Here is a 15,605-nt window from a genome sequence, read left to right as displayed (position 1 = left end):
TGAAATACGGCTCAAAGCGTCAGACCTGTCATGCAAGCCTGAGTGTCGGAGGGGCCAATGGTACAGACGCAACACGCAAAACCGGATGCAAAAGCTGCTGTACCGGGTATCGCCCGGATCCGGCGCGCATTGACCGGGCTCGTTCTGGCCGGGGCCGTTCTGTATATCGGCGCGGTCAGCTACATGTACCTCAACCAGAAGTCACTGCTGTTCAAGCCCGAGGGCGAACTGCCCGAACCTGCTGCGATCGGGCTGGCGGATGTCGATGTGATCTCGCTGCCGACGTCCTACGGCACGGTATTGACGGCCTGGTCCGCGCCTTCGGCCATAGACGACGCGCCGACCGTTTTGTTCTTTCATGGTCAGTCCGGGAATCTTGGTGACCGGTCCGAACGGTTTCGCGAAATCCTGAACAGCGGATACGGGCTGCTTGCGCCCAGCTATCGCGGGTTTCCCGGAAGCGGGGGCGAGCCATCCGAACAGGCGCTGATTTCCGACGGGGTGCACCTGTTCGACAGGCTGAGCAGCGCTGGCGAGACCGTTGTCCTGCACGGCCAAAGCCTTGGAACCGGGGTCGCGGCCGCGGTGGCCGAACAGCGCCCGGATGCCAGACTGCTCGTGCTTGAGGCGCCGTTTACCGCAACGGTCGACGTCGCGGCCGAGCGGTATCCCTGGTTGCCGGTCTCAACCCTGATGAAAGATCAATTCGCGACGCGGGACATCATCGACGATGTTGCCGTGCCGACCCTGATCTTCCACGGCACGATGGACGAAACCATCCCGCTGCATCATGCTGAGGCATTGGCGGCTCTGGCCGGGGATACGGCGCAGCTTCATGTGATCCCCGACGGTACGCATAACGATCTCTGGTCGCGCGGCCTTTGGGACGTGGTCGAACAGAGCCTGACAAAAAACTGACGTCAGAGGACCCGCCCGGCGACCGCATCCAGTTTGGCAAGCAACACAGGGTCGCGCTTTTCCGGTGCGGTCAGAATCGCAAACTCCAGCGCCCGGTCGCAGCCATGCGGGCAGGGCGCACGCTCGGCCCCTAGCAAGGCCGGCAACCCCTTGACCAGCGCGCGGCCCTTTTCGGCATTGCCGGTCAGGGTGGCGATAATCGTGGTCACGTCCACCTCGCCGTGATCGGGATGCCAGCTGTCGTAGTCCGTGACCATGGCAACGGATGCGTAACAAAGCTCGGCCTCGCGGGCCAGTTTGGCCTCGGGCATGTTGGTCATGCCGATGACATCACAGCCCCAGTGCTCGCGATACATCTTCGATTCCGCCAGCGAGGAGAACTGCGGCCCCTCCATCGCCAGATAGGTGCCGCCGCGATGCACGGTGATGCCAGCCGATTTGCCTGCGGTCTCGCACGCATCGCCCAGACGCGGGCAGGTGGGATGGGCAACGCTGACATGGGCCACGCAGCCGGTTCCGAAAAAGCTCTTCTCGCGCGCAAAAGTTCGGTCAATGAACTGATCTACAATAACAAAATCGCCGGGTGCCATGTGTTCGCGAAACGAACCGCAGGCCGAAACCGAGATCACATCCGTCACACCCAGCCGCTTGAGCGCGTCGATATTGGCGCGATAGGGCACCTCGGTCGGCGAATGCACATGCCCCCGTCCGTGCCGGGGCAGGAACGCCATCTCGATCCCCTCAAGAGATCCGGTCAGAATCTGGTCCGACGGTGCCCCCCATGGCGTTTCGACACTGACCCATTGTGCATTTTCCAGCCCGTCAATGTCATAAATGCCCGATCCGCCAATGACGGCAATCTTTGTCTGGGTCACGTCGTTTCTCCGATCCAAAATTTCTTTCCTGAAATTTCTGAGGCGCCAGCGGCCATTTGACAAGTGGTTTCAACCGATTGTGCGCCTGACCCTGTGGACCGTGATCTCGCTATGTGCTCAGCGCATGGCAGGTTCCCGCCAGATGCTGTACCTCGCGGTGGAAATGGCGGGTACAAGGCGCGCTTCGCGCGAACCAATCAAAACCGACAGGACCGTCCAATGCCCCGAGCCTTGCTGGCAAGTTTTGCCAATCGCCTTGCCATACCCGATCTGCGCTGGATGCCGGACGAAGGCTTCACCCTGTCGCGTATCCGGATCGAGCTGCTTTCGGGGCTGACCGTCGCCCTGGCACTGGTGCCCGAGGCCGTGGCTTTTGCCTTCGTTGCTGGCGTACACCCCCTGGTCGGATTGTACGCCGCGTTCCTTGTCGGTCTGATCACCGCTCTGATCGGCGGCCGCCCCGGCATGATCTCGGGTGCAACCGGCGCTCTGGCCGTGGTCATGGTCGCGCTGGTGGCGGAGCACGGGGTCGAGTACCTGTTCGCCACAGTTGTTCTGATGGGTATCCTGCAGGTCATTGCGGGGGCGATGCATTGGGGGCGGTTTATCCGGCTGGTGCCGCATCCGGTGATGCTGGGCTTCGTGAACGGACTGGCGATTGTGATTTTTCTGGCCCAGATGGGGCAGTTCAAGGTGCCGGGAACCATGGAAAACACCGGTCACGGCATGGGCGGCGGTGAATGGCTGTCGGGCATGCAACTTTATACCATGCTGGGTCTTGTTGCTTTGACCATGGCGGTCATCTGGGTAATGCCACGTATCACGCGTATTGTGCCGGCCCCGCTGGCTGGCATCGTGGTTGTCGCCGCGCTGGTGATCGGCTTTGGGCTGGACGTGCCGCGCGTCGGCGATCTGGCCTCGATTGAAGGCAGCTTGCCCGCCTTCCACATCCCGATGGTGCCGTTGAACTGGGAAACCTTCGAGATCATTCTGCCTTATGCAGTCATTCTGGCGGCGATCGGATTGATCGAATCTCTTCTGACCCTGAACCTCGTGGGCGAGATAACCGGCAAGCGCGGCGGCGCCTCGCAGGAATGTATCGCGCAGGGCGCAGCCAATGTCGTGACCGGTTTCTTCGGCGGCATGGGCGGCTGTGCAATGATCGGCCAGTCGATGATCAACGTGAAATCCGGAGGGCGCACACGTGTCGCGGGGATCGCGGCCGCCCTGTTCCTGCTGGTGTTCATTCTGTTTGCCGCCCCCCTGATCGAACAGATCCCGCTGGCGGCACTGGTGGGTGTGATGTTCATGGTCGTGATCGGCACCTTTGCGTGGAACTCGTTCAACATCATGCGCAAAGTGCCTCTGACAGACGCGTTTGTGATCGTACTGGTTACTGTCGTGACAGTGATGGAGGACCTTGCGGTCGCCGTTGTCGTCGGCGTGATTGTCTCGGCGCTGGCCTATGCCTGGAACAACGCCAAACGCATCCATGCGGTCACCCGCGATTCCGAGACTGAAAAAGGCGCCAAGGTCTATGAAATTCAGGGGCCGCTTTTCTTTGGGTCGTCGGAAGGCTTCCTTGAAATCTTCGACGTGCAGAACGACCCCGAAACCGTGATTATCGATTTCGCCGCCAGCCGGGTTGTGGATCAGTCCGCCTTGCAGGCCATCGAGAATATCGCGGCCAAATACGAGGCGGCAGACAAGCGGGTCATGCTGCGCCACCTGAGCCGGGATTGCCACAAACTGCTCAACAAAGCCGGACATCTGATGGTCGATAGCGACGACGACCCGGATTACGAACTGGCGGTCGACTATTCGGTTCGTACCGGTATATTGGGCGGCCACTGATTTTTGCGAGGCTCTGCCTCGCGCTCCGGGATATTTGGGGCCAGATGAATGAAGGATCCGTTTCTTCACCTGGCCGAAAATATCCCGGGGGAGTCGCGGCTTGCCGCGGCGGGGGCAGCGCCCCCCTTTGTGTGCGGCCTCAATCGTCCGGGCGTTCGAGCGCGAACAGCTCAGTAACAACCGAGTAGTCCCGATAACCAAGACGGGCCAGCGGTTTGAACGAGGTGACGTCAAATCGCCCGTCGCGGATATGCGCGTCATCGAGATGAACACCGATGACTTCTCCGAACACCACCCGGTTGGCCTCTCCGGGCAGGGTCACGATCTTTGTCAATCGGCATTCCAGAGCCGCAGGCGCGCCCTTGATCCGGGCGCAGGGGATGGTTTCACACTCGATCGGTGTCAGCCCGGCATGGGCGAATTCGTCAATTTCCTTCGGCAGACCTGCCGAACTGGCATTCATGGCATCCTGATCGGCATGCGCCACAACGTTCACGCAGAAAACGCCGGTGGCCTCGATATTGGCAATACTGTCCTTGCCGCCGTCCTGATCGTGCTTGGTGCCGGTAGTGGCAAACATTACCTGAGGCGGCGTGTACGCGACCCCGTTGAAGAAGGAATAGGGCGCTAGATTGTTGATCCCATCCGCATCGCGCGTCGAAATCCAGCCGATCGGGCGGGGGGTGATGATGGCGTTGAAGGGGTTGTGCGGCAGGCCGTGGCCGTCTTCGGGGCGATAGAACATCAAGGTCTCCAAGCGTTTGCCCAAGGCGTATCGAAGTGCTAGGGCGAATTCCAGCAAGGAAAAGAGGGCGCGCGTGCAGCAATTCAAGATCAGGCCGGAACAGCCGGATGACTGGTGGGAGGTCGAGGCGCTTTATGACCTGTGCTTTGCACCCGGTCGTGAGGCTCTGTCTTCCTATCGTCTGCGCGATGATGTGCCACCGGTGGCGGGCCTGTCGCTTGTTGCCCGCGACGGGCAGGGTATTCTGGCCGGTGCGATCCGGTTCTGGCCGGTCCATGTCGGCGATCATGATGCATTGTTGCTGGGTCCAGTGGCGGTTCACCCGACCCATCAGGGCGAGGGTCTTGGCGGTTTCCTGATCCACCAGGGGTTGCAGGCCGGGCGCGAGAAAGGCTGGGCGCGGGTCATGCTGGTGGGGGACGCGCCCTATTACTCGCGGTTTGGTTTTTCGCTGCTGAAGCATGTGGAAATGCCGCCGCCAACAAATCCTGACCGTGTTTTGGGGCTGGAACTTGTGCCCGGAAAATGGGGCGGGGTGCAGGGCCTCGTATCACGCTGGACCCGCTGAACTATTGAAACGGCCATGCTGAATGCCGATCTTTCTGACTGAGGAGGAGGCAGATGCAGAACGTGGTTCTTGTTGAAGAACTGGATGCCGACGCTGAACTGGATCGGCTTGCAGGGCATTACCGGTCCGCCGGTGGCGCGGGGGTGAAACTGCTTAATGCGCTTGGCGGATCAGCAGAATCTCTGCTGGATCAGTTGCCTGAGCCCGTGCGTCTGGGTCTGACCGGCGCGACGGAGCAGGCGCTTTGGATTGCCATGCATGCCGCAGAAGGATCGCGCCGGGCGATACCCGACCAGCAACCTTGGGTGAATACCGTCGTCAGCACGGCCATGGGAGCGGCAGGTGGTATGGGCGGTCTGTCGACGGCCCTGATGGAGTTGCCCGCAACAACGGCCATGCTGCTGCGCGCCATTCAGGGGGCCGCTGCCCGCGAAGGATTTGATCCGTCCGAGGAAGGTGTGAAATTCGATTGCGTCCGGGTCCTGTCTGCCGCAGGGCCCCTTTCAGATGATGACGGGGCTGATCTGGGGTTCTATTCCGTGCGCTTGACGTTGACCGGACCGGCCATGCAGCGCCTGATCGCGGCGGTTGCACCGCGCCTGTCGGTGGTTCTGGGCCAGAAACTGGCGGCCCAGTCCATTCCGGTTCTGGGTGCTTTGGCCGGAGGCAGCACGAACTATGTCTATTCCCGTTACTATCAACAGATTGCCCGTGTCCATTTCGGATTGCGCCGACTGGCGGTGGATGCTGACATCCCGCATGACGAACTTGTGCGCCGCTTGGCTTCGCGAATGAAATAACGCCCGACTTTTGCAGTCCCGCTTGGTAAGTACCGCATCATGTGGTATGTTTACCCTCAGCAGACCCAAAATAAGAGCAGAAATTCGGTCTGAAAAACAGGCGTTAATACCATTTGAAAGGCGGTAGCGTGAACAACGCGAAGCATTCGCCAACTTCTCGGCGCAAGGCCGGGGCTTGTCCTGTCCATTCACAGGCGGCAGCACTGTGCTACCGGATCCATCAAAACCGGCCCGAGATCCTTTTAATCACCACCCGCCGCTCCGGGCGCTGGATCATACCCAGAGGCTGGCCAATCCTGGGGCTCAGCCCGTCAGAAACCGCCGAGCGGGAGGCGTGGGAAGAAGCGGGCGCTGTCGGTCGGTGCGACAAAAAGGCGATGGGGCGGTATACTTACATCAAGCACCGTTCCAAGAAACGGACACTTCTGTGCGAAGTTGATGTGTTCGCGATGCTGGTAAGCTCACTGGCTTCGGATTTCCCGGAAAGCGACGAGCGCAAGCGGGAATGGTGCGTTCCGGAAAAGGCTGCTTTAAGGGTCAATTCGCCGGAACTTTCCGTATTGTTGCGGGATTTTGGGCAATATCCCTGCCAACTTCTGGCCGGAAGGGCTTGATATTACGGTATTGGTCGGTATCTATTTTGTAACACGTATTTTGGGCGAAACATGATTCAGTACGCATTGAAATGCAGCAACGGCCATACATTTGAAAGTTGGTTTCAATCGGCCGCCGCCTACGACAAACTTGCAGCTGCGGGCATGGTGACATGCGCGGTTTGCGGCTGTGTGCAGGTGGAAAAGGCGATCATGACCCCCCGTGTCCGGCCCGCCCGCAATGCCGTGGCGCGCCCGGAACCCGCGCCGGCCGAGCCCGCGCCGATCAATGTTGCAAAACCATCGCTTGAGATCGAAAAGATCCTGACGCAACTGCGCCGCCAGGTAGAAGAGAATTCGGATTACGTCGGTAAGGACTTCGCATCCGAGGCCCGCAAGATCCACCTCGGCGAAGCGCCCGACCGTGCCATCTATGGCGAGGCTAAGGCGGAAGAGGCCAAGGCCCTGATCGAGGACGGTGTTCCGGTCGCCCCGCTGCCATTTGTTCCCAGCCGAAAGACGAACTGACCGGTGCGCGTTGTGATCACCGGGGCCAATCGCGGTATTGGAAAGGCGCTGGCCGAAAGGTACCGGAACAGGGGTGATGACGTCATCGGAACCGCGCGCGATGACAGTGCGCAGATTAAGCTGGACGTCGCAGAACCCGCTCATCACGCTGCCATGGCTGAACGGCTGATTGGTCAACCTGTTGATCTGCTGATCTGCAATGCAGGCGTCTATCTCGACAAAGGACATGGCATCGAAAAATATCCGGCAGACATGTGGGCGCAGACATTCGCGACCAATGTCACCGGCGTCTTTCTGACGGTCCAGTCCCTGTTGCCGAACCTGCGTGCGGCCAGAGGCAGGATCGCAATTCTGTCCTCGCAAATGGCTTCGCACACGCGCGCGCCCGGTGGCAGCTACATCTACCGTGCATCCAAGGCCGCCGCGCTGAATCTGGGGCGGAATCTGGCGGCAGATCTGCAGGGTGAGGGCATTGCCGTCGGCATCTATCACCCCGGCTGGGTGCAGACCGATATGGGTGGCTCGGCGGCCGCCATCACCGTGGATCAGGCCGTTGAAGGCCTGATCGAACGTTTCGACACGCTGAATCTGGACAGTTCAGGGTGTTTTGAAACCTATGACGGTCAGGCGCACCCTTACTGAATGGCCAGCGCCGCCTTGGGAATCTCGTAAACCTCGCCGGGATCGATGAAGATCACCATCATGTCGCCACGCGTTTCGGAGGTTATTTTCGATGTCGAGCTGCTGGATTCCGGTTCGCCATTGGTGAAATAGATCTGCCGCACTTCGCCGGTGCTCAGTTGAACGGCCAGTGTCGCGGTTCCATCGTCGCGGCGACGCAGCTCGGCGTTGCACGAGCGCAGAGGTTCACCGGCAATGGCGGCGCAAGGAACGGTACCCAGTGCGTTCTTGCCATCGGTTCCGGCCAGTGTCGCGGATTGAGCAAGAGCGGACGAGGACAAAAGGGCAAAGGCAGCAGCAAGACGGTACATGAAAAAACCTCGTGAAGGATGTGTCAGACGCAGGCTGGCACCGCAGGAACTCATTGTAAAGTCGGCCTGCGCGCCAATCAGGACATCTTTGCGCCCTTGCCCTTGCGCCCCCCCTCGCTTATGAGGCTCGGGACCAGAAATAATAGGCGCGGAGACACCTGCCCCCATGCCCGTACTCGTGATGAAATTCGGTGGCACTTCGGTTGCCAATCTCGACCGCATCCGCCGCGCGGCCAAGCGCGTGGGCGTTGAAGTGGCAAAGGGCTATGACGTGATCGTCATTGTCTCGGCCATGTCGGGCAAGACCAACGAACTGGTGGGTTGGGTCGACGAAACATCGCCGTTGTACGACGCGCGCGAATATGATGCGGTCGTATCTTCAGGGGAAAACGTTACTGCTGGCCTGATGGCGCTGACACTGCAGGAAATGGACGTGCCCGCGCGCAGCTGGCAGGGATGGCAGGTTCCGCTGCTGACCACAAGCGCACACAGTCAGGCCCGGATCGAAGACATTCCGACCGGCAACATCAACCAGAAATTCGCCGAAGGCATGAAGGTTGCCGTGGTTGCAGGCTTTCAGGGCATCAGCCCCGAGGGTCGGATCACCACGCTGGGCCGGGGTGGTTCGGACACCACGGCAGTGGCCTTTGCCGCAGCCTTCGATGCCGAACGCTGCGACATTTATACGGACGTGGACGGGGTTTACACCACGGATCCGCGCATCTGTGAAAAAGCGCGCAAGCTGGACCGGATCGCGTTCGAAGAGATGCTGGAACTGGCCTCGCTGGGGGCGAAGGTCTTGCAGACCCGTTCGGTCGAACTGGCCATGCGTTACAAGGTGAAACTGCGCGTTCTTTCAAGTTTCGAAGAACAATCCGACGAGGCCGGCACTCTGGTCTGCGACGAGGAGGATATCATGGAATCCAATGTTGTGGCCGGTGTGGCCTATTCCCGCGACGAAGCCAAAATGACCGTGGTGTCCGTGGCCGACCGCCCCGGCATCGCCACGACCATCTTCACCGCGCTCAGCGACGAGGGCGTGAATGTCGACATGATCGTTCAGAACATTTCGGACGAAGGCCGGACCGACATGACGTTCTCTTGCCCGACCGACCAGGTTGCCCGCGCCGAAAAGGCATTGCATGCCATCAAGGAAAAGGGCGAGCTGAACTACGCCGAGCTGGTCACCGACAATGACGTCTGCAAGGTATCGGTTGTCGGTATCGGTATGCGTTCGCAATCGGGTGTGGCAGCGAAAATGTTCAAGGTACTCTCGGATGAGGGGATCAACATTAAGGTCATTACAACCTCCGAGATCAAGATTTCTGTTCTGGTCGACCGGAAATACATGGAACTTGCTGTTCAGGCACTGCATGATGCCTTTGAACTGGACAAGGCGGCCTGAGCATTTCAGCCAAGGGTTTTGCCTGACACCGTAAATTGGTTTGGCCATGGCGGACGGCACCGAAACTGAATCCCGCAAGCTGCTGGGGCGGCTGCGCGAAGAAATGGCGAGCGAGGCCGCCGGTCAGGAACGTCTTGACCGGATCACGCATCTGATCGCCGACAGTATCCGGGCTGAGGTCTGCTCGATCTACCTGTTCCGCGATCAGGAAACGCTGGAGCTGTGCGCAACCGAAGGATTGTCGCCCGAAGCGGTGCACAAGACCCGCATGCGCATGGGCGAAGGTCTGGTGGGCCGGGTGGCGAAGTCGGGCAAGGTGGTCAACACTGCAAACGCCCCTTCGGCGAAGGGCTTCCGCTACATGCCAGAAACGGGTGAAGAGCGGTTTTCGTCCTTCCTGGGCGTTCCGGTGCAAAGGCTTGGCGAAAAACTGGGCGTGCTGGTCGTGCAATCACGCGAGGCGCGCGAGTTTTCCGCCGACGAGATTTATGCGCTGGAAGTGGTTGCGATGGTTCTGGCCGAAATGGCCGAGCTTGGCGCCTTTGTCGGCGAGGGCGCGGCCCTGTCGCCGCTGCACCAGCAATCGGTCCAGCTGACCGGTGGTCCGGCGCAGGAAGGATCTGCCGAAGGCCATGTCTGGCTGCATGAACCGCGCGTTGTCGTGACAAACCCGATCGCGGACGATCCCCACCGCGAACGCGAGCGCCTGACCGAAGCGGTCGATGAATTGCGCGTGGGCGTCGACAAGATGCTCGAAATCTCGCAGGGCGGCGACAAGGAACAGCTACAGGTTCTGGAAGCCTATCGCATGTTTGCCAACTCCAAGGGCTGGATGCGCCGGATGGAGGAAGACATCGCCCGCGGTCTCAGCGCCGAAGCTGCGGTGGAAAAGGAACAGTCTCAGGCCCGCGCGCGGATGGAGCAGGTGACAGACCCGTACCTGCGCGAGCGGCTTGCCGACCTTGACGATCTCAGCAATCGGCTGCTGCGTATTCTGACCGGGCAGGGCAATACCAACGGGGCGGACCTGCCGCCCGATCCGATCCTGATTGCCCGCAATATAGGTCCAGGCGATCTTCTGGAATACGGGCGGTCGCTGAAAGGCATCGTTCTCGAGGAAGGCTCTGTCGGCAGCCACGCCACCATCGTCGCCCGGGCACTGGCGATTCCGCTTGTGGTGCATGTTGGTCGCATCACGACCGAGGCCCTGAACGGAGACCACATTCTGGTCGACGGCGACAACGGCGTCGTGCATCTGCGCCCCGAAGACACAGTAGTCAGCGCCTTCCGCGACAAGATCGCCATGCAGGCCAAGGCGCAGGAACGCTATGCCTCGATTCGCGATACCCCGACCGTTACCCACGATGGAGAGCGGATCCATCTGGTGATGAACGCGGGCCTGATGGCCGACCTGCCGTCGCTGGGTAATTCCGGGGCCGAAGGCGTGGGCCTGTTCCGGACCGAGCTGCAATTCCTGATCCGCAACCAGATGCCCAAACGATCGGAGCTGGTGACGCAATATCAGCGTGTGCTGGATGCGGCGGGGGAAAAGCGCGTTGTGTTCCGCACGCTGGATATCGGGTCCGACAAGGTTCTGCCTTACATGAAGCACGTGGCCGAACCGAACCCGGCTTTGGGTTGGCGTGCGATCCGCGTGGGTCTGGACAAGCGCGGCGTGATGCGCATGCAGCTGCAGGCGCTGCTGCGCGCCGCCAACGGCCGCCCGCTGACCATCATGTTCCCGTTCGTGGCGCAGGCCGACGAATTCCGCGAAGCCCGCTGGGAGGTCAACAAGACCATCGAGCGGGAAAAACGTCTGGGCCATGTCCTGCCTGAGACGCTTGAAGTGGGCGCGATGCTTGAAACGCCGTCGCTGGCCTTCGCCCCGCAAAAATTCTTTGACGAGGTCGATTTCATTTCGATCGGCGGCAACGACCTGAAACAGTTCTTCTTTGCGGCCGACCGCGAAAACGAACTGGTGCGCCGCCGTTATGACACGCTGAACGTCAGCTTCCTCAGCTTCATCGAACGTATTGTCGAGCGTTGCAACATCTCGAACACACCGCTCAGTTTCTGCGGTGAGGACGCCGGGCGCCCGGTCGAGGCGCTGTGCCTTGCGGCCATGGGCATCCGGTCGCTGTCGATGCGTCCTGCCTCGATCGGCCCGGTCAAAAGCGTTCTGCTGCGGGCAAACCTGCAGGAAGTGCGCAAGATCATCGCCGATGCCCGGCATCGCGGCGAACAGTCGGTGCGGCCCTCGGTTATGGAATGGTTGCGAAATCAGGGTTGATCTTTGAGCCCGCTTTGCCTATTCACCTCACGAGTGTTAGCGATAACATAACCTACGATACCGGTATTGCAGCGATCTGGTGCTAAGGTGATCCGAATGTGTTCTGAAGGAGCCCGGTCATGGTTTCACGCGTAATTCCCGTCAACCCGTTCGACCTTGTGCTGTTTGGTGCATCGGGCGATCTGGCGCAGCGCAAGATCCTTCCGGGCCTGTATCACCGTTTCGAAGTCGGGCAGATGCCGGACGAGGCGCGGATCATCGGCACCGCCCGCACGGAAATGGACAGCGACGGTTTCCGCGATCAGGTGCGCGCATCGATGCAGGAATTCGCGCCCGAGTTCAAAGCAGAAACGCTGGATCGTTTTCTCGAGCGGGTGGAATACGTACCAGTCGACGCGCTGGGTGAAAAGGGCTGGGACAAGCTGGGCAAGGTCCTGCGCGACGATGTTGTCCGGGCGTTCTATCTGTCGGTGGGCCCCAGCCTGTTTGCCGGGATTGCGCAGCGGCTGCAGGATAACGGCCTGGCCACACCGGACAGCCGTATCGTGGTGGAAAAACCCTTTGGCCACGATCTGGCCTCGGCCCGCGCCCTGAACGAGGGGCTGCGCGCCTGTTTCGAGGAACATCAGATCTATCGGATCGACCATTATCTGGGCAAGGAAACCGTGCAGAACCTGATGGCTCTGCGCTTTGCCAATTCCCTGTTCGAGCCGCTTTGGAACTCTACCCATATAGATCACGTTCAGATCACCGTGGCCGAAACGGTAGGGGTTGAGGGGCGCGGTGCGTACTACGATCAGTCCGGCGCCATGCGTGACATGATCCAGAACCACCTGGTCCAGCTTCTGTGCCTGACGGCGATGGAGCCTCCCTCGAAATTCTCACCCAATTCGGTACGTGACGAAAAGGTCAAGGTGATCGAGGCGCTGGAACCCGTCGCACCGGCCGACATTGCCCGCGGTCAATACCGGGCGGTTCATGGCAAAGGCGGCTATGTCGATCATGTTGGCAACCCCGCCAGCCGCACCGAAAGCTTCATCGCGCTGAAGGTCCATCTGGGCAACTGGCGCTGGGCGGGCGTGCCGTTCTATCTGCGCACCGGCAAACGCCTGCGCGCCCGTGAATCCGAGATCGCGGTATTTTTCCGTGACCCGCCACACACGATTTTCCCCAATGTCGGTCACTTGCGCGGCAACGTATTGGTGATCCGCCTGCAACCGGACGAAGGTATCACCCTGCGTACCACCATCAAGGATCCCGGTCCGGGCGGTTTCCGCCTGTCGGATGTGGCGCTGGACATGAGCTTTGCTGACGCCCTGGGCGCCGAAGCACAAGCGCCGGACGCTTACGAGCGTCTGGTGATGGACGTCATCCGCGGCGACCAGACCCTGTTCATGCGCGGGGACGAGGCCGAGGCCGCCTGGGCCTGGGTCGACCCGATCATACAGGGTTGGGAAAACCGCGGCGACCGCCCGGCGCGTTACGATCAGGGCAGCTCTGGCCCCGAGGAAGCATTGATGCTGATGCATCGCGATGGCCGCCGCTGGCGTCAGATCGGAGGTTAAACATGGTTCACTCTGTCATCACCGATGTCACCCAACGGATCATTGACCGCAGCGCGCCCCTGCGCGGTCCTCATCTGGATCGGATGGAGCAGGCAAGATCAAAGGGCCCGGCCCGCGCACATCTGTCCTGCAGCGGTCAGGCCCACGCCTATGCGGGCGCGGGACCGGATCAACAGGCCATGGTCACCGGAACCGCTGGAAATTTGGGGATCGTTACCGCCTATAACGACATGCTTTCCGCCCATCAGCCGTTCGAAGGCTACCCGGCCCTGATCCGCGACGCGATCCGCGCAGCGGGTGGCACGGCGCAGGTCGCGGGCGGTGTACCGGCCATGTGCGACGGCGTCACGCAGGGCGAGGCCGGAATGGAGCTGTCGCTATTTTCCCGCGATGTCATCGCGCTGGCCACAGGTGTGGCCCTCAGCCACAACACGTTTGACGCAGCCGTCTTTCTGGGTGTTTGTGACAAGATCGTCCCCGGTCTGGTGATCGGTGCGCAGTCATTCGGCCATTTGCCGGCGGTCTTCCTGCCAGCCGGTCCCATGACCAGCGGGTTGCCCAACGACGAAAAAGCCAAGGTCCGCCAACAATTCGCCGCCGGCGAGGTCGGGCGCGATGCGCTCATGGCCGCTGAGATGGCCGCTTATCACGGCCCCGGCACCTGCACCTTCTATGGCACCGCCAACACTAACCAGATGCTGATGGAGTTCATGGGCCTGCATCTGCCGGGCTCCAGCTTCGTCAATCCCAACACACCCCTGCGCGACGCCCTGACCGAAGAAGGCGCCCGTCGCGCCCTGTCGCTGAGTGAGTTGGGCAACAACTACACGCCGGTCTATCAGATCCTGGACGAGCGCGCCTTTGTGAACGGCATCGTCGGGTTGATGGCCACCGGCGGCTCGACCAACCTGCTGATCCACCTGATCGCGATGGCGCGGGCAGGCGGTATCGTTTTGGATTGGCAGGATTTTTCCGACATTTCCGCCGTCGTTCCCCTGGTTGCGCGGGTCTATCCAAACGGTCTGGCCGACGTAAACCATTTCCACGCCGCAGGCGGTCTGGGTTATTGCATCGGAACCCTGTTGGAAGACGGCCTGCTGCATCCCGATACGCTGACCGTTGCGGGGCAGGGCCTGCACAACTACACCAAAGAACCCAAGCTGGTCGGTGGCGAACTGATTTGGGAAGACGGCGCGGGCCACAGCCTGAACGAAAAGATCGTGCGCCCGGCCAAAGACCCGTTCCAGCCCACTGGCGGCCTGTCCCGCCTGACCGGCAATCTGGGTACTGCCGTCATGAAGGTCTCCGCCGTCGCCCCTGAACACCAGGTGGTTGAGGCCCCGGTCCGCGTGTTCCACGATCAGGACGAGGTCAAAACCGCCTTCAAGGCCGGAGAATTCACCGGTGACGTCATTGTCGTCGTCCGCTTTCAGGGTCCAAAGGCCAACGGCATGCCCGAACTGCACTCGCTGACGCCGATCCTGTCGATCCTGCAGGGCAGGGGACAAAAGGTGGCGCTGGTCACCGATGGCCGCATGTCCGGTGCGTCCGGCAAAGTCCCCGCTGCGATCCATGTCTGCCCCGAGGCGCTGGATGGCGGTGCCATCGCGTATCTGCAGGACGGCGACCTGCTGCGCGTCGACGCAGTGAAGGGGGAGTTGGAGATTCTGACGCCCGGCGTTCTGGACCGCACACCAGTCACCGCCAACCTTTCGGCCAACCAACACGGCACCGGGCGGGACCTGTTTGCGGCGTTCCGCGGCAACGTCGGCTCAGCCGATGCTGGCGCTAGTATTTTCGGAGCCTGAGCCATGACATCCAAAACCCAACGTACCCGCGAAATCTGCGCCCTGGCACCCATTGTCCCGGTACTTGTGATCGACGATGCGGCACAGGCCCGCCCGCTGGCCGAAGCGCTCGTGGCCGGTGGTCTGCCCGCGCTCGAGGTTACCTTGCGTACGCCTGCCGCGTTGGACGCCATCCGCGCCATGGCGCAGGTGCCCGGCGGTGTTGTTGGCGCGGGTACGCTGGTCACACCCGATGACGTTCGTGCGGCGAAAGAAGCGGGCGCGCAGTTCGGCGTCTCGCCCGGTGCAACCGACGCCCTGATCGCCGCCTGCGAGGCCGAAAGCCTGCCCCTGCTGCCCGGCGCCGCCACCGCCAGCGAAGCGATGCGCCTGCTGGAACAGGGCTACGACATGCTGAAATTCTTCCCGGCCGAGGCCTCGGGCGGCGCGTCTGCGCTGAAAGCCATCGGTGCGCCCCTGCCGCAGATCAGCTTCTGCCCGACCGGCGGCGTCTCGCCCGCAAATGCGCGCGATTACCTGTCGCTGTCCAACGTTGTCTGCGCTGGCGGCAGTTGGGTTGCGCCAAAGCAAATGGTGCTGAATGGCGACTGGGCCGGTATCGAGTCACTTGCGCGCGAGGCCTCGCAACTGGTGGATTGACGCGGCCGCAACCTGCGTTAGGTTA

15 protein-coding genes are annotated in these 15,605 nt (G+C 61.2%); 12 read left to right on the top strand and 3 right to left on the bottom strand.

What is annotated here, in order from left to right; translation table 11 throughout:
- The first annotated feature begins 57 nt into the window (after positions 1-57).
- Entirely contained in the window at positions 58-918 is an 861-nt protein-coding gene (locus ACR0FE_RS04875) for an alpha/beta hydrolase (protein ID WP_480911454.1), read from the top strand.
- Between the two features lie 2 nt (positions 919-920).
- Here ACR0FE_RS04875 and ACR0FE_RS04870 read toward each other — a convergent pair whose 3' ends face one another.
- Positions 921-1,793: an S-methyl-5'-thioadenosine phosphorylase gene (locus ACR0FE_RS04870; protein WP_480911453.1), complete on the bottom strand. Its 873-nt coding sequence runs from the start codon at positions 1,791-1,793 to the stop codon at positions 921-923.
- A 219-nt stretch (positions 1,794-2,012) separates the two neighbouring features.
- On the opposite strand from ACR0FE_RS04870, the gene ACR0FE_RS04865 reads away from it, so the two are divergent.
- Complete coding sequence (locus ACR0FE_RS04865; protein WP_170815909.1) at positions 2,013-3,647, top strand: SulP family inorganic anion transporter; 1,635 nt, start codon at positions 2,013-2,015, stop codon at positions 3,645-3,647.
- A 139-nt stretch (positions 3,648-3,786) separates the two neighbouring features.
- Here ACR0FE_RS04865 and ACR0FE_RS04860 read toward each other — a convergent pair whose 3' ends face one another.
- Complete coding sequence (locus ACR0FE_RS04860; RefSeq protein WP_170613218.1) at positions 3,787-4,392, bottom strand: flavin reductase family protein; 606 nt, start codon at positions 4,390-4,392, stop codon at positions 3,787-3,789.
- A gap of 73 nt (positions 4,393-4,465) precedes the next feature.
- Here ACR0FE_RS04860 and ACR0FE_RS04855 point away from each other — a divergent pair, with 73 nt between their 5' ends.
- From ACR0FE_RS04855 to ACR0FE_RS04835, 5 genes are all read left to right on the top strand, one after another.
- Positions 4,466-4,960 carry a GNAT family N-acetyltransferase gene (locus ACR0FE_RS04855; RefSeq protein ID WP_170613216.1) on the top strand — a complete coding sequence of 165 codons (495 nt, stop codon included), beginning with the start codon at positions 4,466-4,468 and terminating at the stop codon, positions 4,958-4,960.
- Positions 4,961-5,013: 53 nt separating this feature from the next.
- Entirely contained in the window at positions 5,014-5,760 is a 747-nt protein-coding gene (locus tag ACR0FE_RS04850) for an EcsC family protein (RefSeq protein WP_170613214.1), read from the top strand.
- A gap of 128 nt (positions 5,761-5,888) precedes the next feature.
- Entirely contained in the window at positions 5,889-6,374 is a 486-nt protein-coding gene (locus ACR0FE_RS04845; RefSeq protein ID WP_170816798.1) for an NUDIX hydrolase, read from the top strand.
- Between the two features lie 51 nt (positions 6,375-6,425).
- The gene (locus tag ACR0FE_RS04840; protein ID WP_170807785.1) at positions 6,426-6,881 is read left to right on the top strand and encodes a DUF1178 family protein; all 456 of its coding nucleotides are present in this window, start codon (positions 6,426-6,428) and stop codon (positions 6,879-6,881) included.
- Between the two features lie 3 nt (positions 6,882-6,884).
- Positions 6,885-7,523, top strand: a complete 639-nt coding sequence (locus tag ACR0FE_RS04835) for an SDR family oxidoreductase (protein WP_480905639.1) — start codon at positions 6,885-6,887, stop codon at positions 7,521-7,523.
- Here the strand turns inward: ACR0FE_RS04835 and ACR0FE_RS04830 are convergent.
- A complete protein-coding gene (locus ACR0FE_RS04830; protein ID WP_480812685.1) occupies positions 7,517-7,873 on the bottom strand; it encodes a hypothetical protein in 357 nt (118 codons plus the stop codon). The genes ACR0FE_RS04835 and ACR0FE_RS04830 overlap by 7 nt on opposite strands.
- 166 nt (positions 7,874-8,039) lie before the next feature.
- Here ACR0FE_RS04830 and ACR0FE_RS04825 point away from each other — a divergent pair, with 166 nt between their 5' ends.
- The 5 genes from ACR0FE_RS04825 to ACR0FE_RS04805 all read left to right on the top strand — a co-directional run bounded on the left by ACR0FE_RS04825 (position 8,040) and on the right by ACR0FE_RS04805 (position 15,580).
- Complete coding sequence (locus tag ACR0FE_RS04825) at positions 8,040-9,278, top strand: aspartate kinase (protein ID WP_170613204.1); 1,239 nt, start codon at positions 8,040-8,042, stop codon at positions 9,276-9,278.
- Between the two features lie 46 nt (positions 9,279-9,324).
- The gene (gene ptsP, locus ACR0FE_RS04820; protein WP_480911449.1) at positions 9,325-11,568 is read left to right on the top strand and encodes a phosphoenolpyruvate--protein phosphotransferase; all 2,244 of its coding nucleotides are present in this window, start codon (positions 9,325-9,327) and stop codon (positions 11,566-11,568) included.
- Positions 11,569-11,687: 119 nt separating this feature from the next.
- A complete protein-coding gene (gene zwf, locus ACR0FE_RS04815; protein ID WP_170613200.1) occupies positions 11,688-13,133 on the top strand; it encodes a glucose-6-phosphate dehydrogenase in 1,446 nt (481 codons plus the stop codon).
- 2 nt (positions 13,134-13,135) lie between these two features.
- A complete protein-coding gene (gene edd, locus ACR0FE_RS04810) occupies positions 13,136-14,941 on the top strand; it encodes a phosphogluconate dehydratase (RefSeq protein ID WP_480911446.1) in 1,806 nt (601 codons plus the stop codon).
- 3 nt (positions 14,942-14,944) lie between these two features.
- Positions 14,945-15,580 carry a bifunctional 4-hydroxy-2-oxoglutarate aldolase/2-dehydro-3-deoxy-phosphogluconate aldolase gene (locus ACR0FE_RS04805; protein ID WP_480911445.1) on the top strand — a complete coding sequence of 212 codons (636 nt, stop codon included), beginning with the start codon at positions 14,945-14,947 and terminating at the stop codon, positions 15,578-15,580.
- Positions 15,581-15,605 lie beyond the last annotated feature (25 nt).

This window comes from Ruegeria sp. K7 (assembly GCF_056531785.1).
This window is presented reverse-complemented; position numbering and strand designations above follow the sequence as displayed.

What these genes read in the sequence shown, in the direction of transcription:
- ACR0FE_RS04865 (WP_170815909.1), top strand. Translation starts at nt 2,013, where the DNA reads ATGCCCCGAGCCTTGCTGGCAAGTTTTGCCAATCGCCTTGCCATACCC.
- ACR0FE_RS04875 (WP_480911454.1), top strand. Translation starts at nt 58, where the DNA reads ATGGTACAGACGCAACACGCAAAACCGGATGCAAAAGCTGCTGTACCG.
- edd (WP_480911446.1), top strand. Translation starts at nt 13,136, where the DNA reads ATGGTTCACTCTGTCATCACCGATGTCACCCAACGGATCATTGACCGC.
- ACR0FE_RS04830 (WP_480812685.1), bottom strand. Translation starts at nt 7,873, where the DNA reads ATGTACCGTCTTGCTGCTGCCTTTGCCCTTTTGTCCTCGTCCGCTCTT.
- zwf (WP_170613200.1), top strand. Translation starts at nt 11,688, where the DNA reads ATGGTTTCACGCGTAATTCCCGTCAACCCGTTCGACCTTGTGCTGTTT.
- ACR0FE_RS04825 (WP_170613204.1), top strand. Translation starts at nt 8,040, where the DNA reads ATGCCCGTACTCGTGATGAAATTCGGTGGCACTTCGGTTGCCAATCTC.
- ACR0FE_RS04850 (WP_170613214.1), top strand. Translation starts at nt 5,014, where the DNA reads ATGCAGAACGTGGTTCTTGTTGAAGAACTGGATGCCGACGCTGAACTG.
- ACR0FE_RS04805 (WP_480911445.1), top strand. Translation starts at nt 14,945, where the DNA reads ATGACATCCAAAACCCAACGTACCCGCGAAATCTGCGCCCTGGCACCC.
- ptsP (WP_480911449.1), top strand. Translation starts at nt 9,325, where the DNA reads ATGGCGGACGGCACCGAAACTGAATCCCGCAAGCTGCTGGGGCGGCTG.
- ACR0FE_RS04840 (WP_170807785.1), top strand. Translation starts at nt 6,426, where the DNA reads ATGATTCAGTACGCATTGAAATGCAGCAACGGCCATACATTTGAAAGT.
- ACR0FE_RS04860 (WP_170613218.1), bottom strand. Translation starts at nt 4,392, where the DNA reads ATGTTCTATCGCCCCGAAGACGGCCACGGCCTGCCGCACAACCCCTTC.